This is a genomic window from Helicobacter mesocricetorum (genome assembly GCF_900198605.1).
GTDB classification, from domain to species: domain Bacteria; phylum Campylobacterota; class Campylobacteria; order Campylobacterales; family Helicobacteraceae; genus Helicobacter_D; species Helicobacter_D mesocricetorum.
This window is the reverse complement of the sequence record NZ_FZPJ01000048.1, coordinates 1-2,163: the sequence shown is the minus strand read 5'-3', so window position 1 is coordinate 2,163 and position 2,163 is coordinate 1. Positions and strand designations below refer to the sequence as shown.

The following is a 2,163-nucleotide window of genomic DNA, read 5'->3' as shown; positions in this document are numbered from 1 at the left end:
TTTTTAACCCTTTATTTGAAAGTTAAAAAATTTTAGCATTCCATAAAATTTAGATTTGTTTAGTGGCATAGGCGGATTTGCATTGGGATTGCAAAAGGCAGATAAGGATTTTTATCAAACTATTAGCTTTTGTGAAATTAATGCGTATTATGCTGAAGTCTTAGAGAAAAACTTTAGTGGTATCCCTATTGAGATATTAAAACACTTAATACCAAAGGTATGGCGGTAGATTTAATCACTGCTGGGTTTCCTTGTCAAGATTTAAGTATTGCAGGCAAGAAAGCTGGTTTAAAAGGAGAAAGGAATGGTTTATTTTATGAAACAATTAAAGTCGCAAAGGATAGCAATGCAAAATTTATTCTTTTTGAAAATTCCATAACTTATCACAAATGAGGAATACCAAGAAAGTTTTATTAAAGAAATTCAAGAGGCAGGGTATGGTTTATGTTGGAGAATGTGTAGTGGTAGAGAGTTTGGATACCCACACCAAAGAAAAAGAGTTTATGCCCTCTGCTTCAATGCTTCTACTTACCCCGATAGCTTCGGATTCTTTTTGCTTGAAGCATTTCACCATAAGATATGGGGTTTAGCACTAAAGTAATCTTATTTGAAAAGGCAGAGTGAATGACTTTTGCAAACTTAAGTGGTGGGAGAGATTCTACTGCAATGGTAGTGAGATATTTAGAGCTAGGTGGTGAGATTGATTATATTCTCTTTTGTGATACGCATTATGAGTTCCCCCAAATGCTAGAATATATAGACAAGCTAGAATCTTATTTATTAGAAAAATTTAATCAAAAGATTACAAGATTAAGAAGTGAGGAGGATTTACTCTCTAAATGGGCTTTTGAATATCCTATCACAAAGGGAGAGCGTAAGGGCAAATTGCGTGGGCTTCCTAAAACTATTGGAATGGATTATTGCACCAGAGAATTAAAGGCAAACCCTAGTCGCAAGTTTATAAAAAGTAAAAGCGCAAATACTTTTAAAAATACAATTCTTATTGGTTATACCTATAATGAAGTAGAGAATGGGAGAACCTCTAGTTTAGATTATGGCATTGCTAAATATCCTTTGCACCAATGGCAATGGAATGAAACAGAGGTAGAAAATTATTTAAGGCAAAAAGGTATCGCTAATCCTCTTTATCAACACTTTGAGAGGACAGGTTGTTTTTGTTGTCCTAAGCAAAGCAAGAAGTCGTTATATACTCTTTACAGATTTTATCCTAAAGAATGGGAGAAATGTAAGCAAATGGAAGCAAAGGCTAAAGAGTTAGGTTGTTTAAATGCAACCTTTAAACCTAATCTATCCTGTATAGAATTAGAAGCGCAATTTAAAAGAAATCCCACAATGGATTTTACTTCAGCCTACACAGAGGATATGGTTTGTTTTTGCAGGTAAGATTATGGCAGAAATTATCATTAGTATTGAGGAATTAAAGATAAAATATAAAAGTTAAGTAAGGGCATTGGCATTGGAATATCTCATTAAACACCAAGAGGCTTTAGAGTTTTTAAAAACCTTAAAAGATAGTAGTGTCAATTTAGTGGTTACTGATCCTCCTTATATTTTAACTGATTGTGGATATGGGGGGATTTATGGTGAAAGCAGAGCATACCATAATCTTTATTCTAAAGAATTAAAAGCGAATTTAAGGGATGGTTTTGATTTTAAAATCTTAGATGAAATAAAGAGGGTAAATAATCCTCTAAATGCTTATTTCTTTTGCAACACTAAGCTTTTAGTTAAGCTTTTAGAATATTTTAAAAATGACAAAATCGATATTTTGGTATATCATAAGAAAAATCCTATCCCTAGTTTTAATAAAAAGTATTTAAGCGATTTAGAATATATCCTCTTTGTTTGCAATGAAAGAAATCTAATGCAAAATACTTTTAGCACTAGCTCTAAGCTTTTTTCTATGAATATCCCTATTAAAGAAACATTGCACCCAACAGAAAAACCTTTATGTATTTTAAAAACTCTTATACAAAACTCCTCCCAAAAAGGCGATGTAGTGCTAGATTGTTTTTTAGGAAGTGGAAGCACACTGAAAGCTAGTTTAGAGCTAGATAGGAAGTTTTTAGGCTGTGAGATAAAAAAGGAATATTTCAATATGGCTTTAAAGCGGATTAAAAATCTCCAAAAGAATTTATTATA

The 2,163-nt window shown here is 32.2% G+C and carries 5 protein-coding genes; all 5 read left to right on the top strand.

Annotation, left to right across the window (positions count from 1 at the left end; translation table 11 throughout):
• The first annotated feature begins 55 nt into the window (after window positions 1–55).
• Entirely contained in the window at window positions 56–229 is a 174-nt protein-coding gene (locus C6H18_RS09490) for a DNA cytosine methyltransferase (RefSeq protein WP_199770174.1), read from the top strand.
• The gene (locus C6H18_RS08385) at window positions 220–393 is read left to right on the top strand and encodes a DNA cytosine methyltransferase (RefSeq protein ID WP_104722655.1); all 174 of its coding nucleotides are present in this window, start codon (window positions 220–222) and stop codon (window positions 391–393) included. Before C6H18_RS09490 ends, C6H18_RS08385 begins: the two co-directional genes overlap by 10 nt.
• A complete protein-coding gene (locus C6H18_RS09485) occupies window positions 383–601 on the top strand; it encodes a DNA cytosine methyltransferase (RefSeq protein ID WP_158654896.1) in 219 nt (72 codons plus the stop codon). The genes C6H18_RS08385 and C6H18_RS09485 overlap by 11 nt, the downstream gene beginning before the upstream one ends.
• 23 nt (window positions 602–624) lie before the next feature.
• Window positions 625–1,404 carry a phosphoadenosine phosphosulfate reductase domain-containing protein gene (locus C6H18_RS08380; RefSeq protein WP_104722654.1) on the top strand — a complete coding sequence of 260 codons (780 nt, stop codon included), beginning with the start codon at window positions 625–627 and terminating at the stop codon, window positions 1,402–1,404.
• A 73-nt stretch (window positions 1,405–1,477) separates the two neighbouring features.
• Window positions 1,478–2,163: DNA-methyltransferase (locus C6H18_RS08375; protein ID WP_104722653.1), on the top strand; the 686-nt coding region annotated here is incomplete at its 3' end.

Excerpts from the sequence above, each read along its gene's own strand:
- C6H18_RS08380 (WP_104722654.1), top strand. The coding sequence starts at position 625 with ATGACTTTTGCAAACTTAAGTGGTGGGAGAGATTCTACTGCAATGGTA.
- C6H18_RS08385 (WP_104722655.1), top strand. The coding sequence starts at position 220 with ATGGCGGTAGATTTAATCACTGCTGGGTTTCCTTGTCAAGATTTAAGT.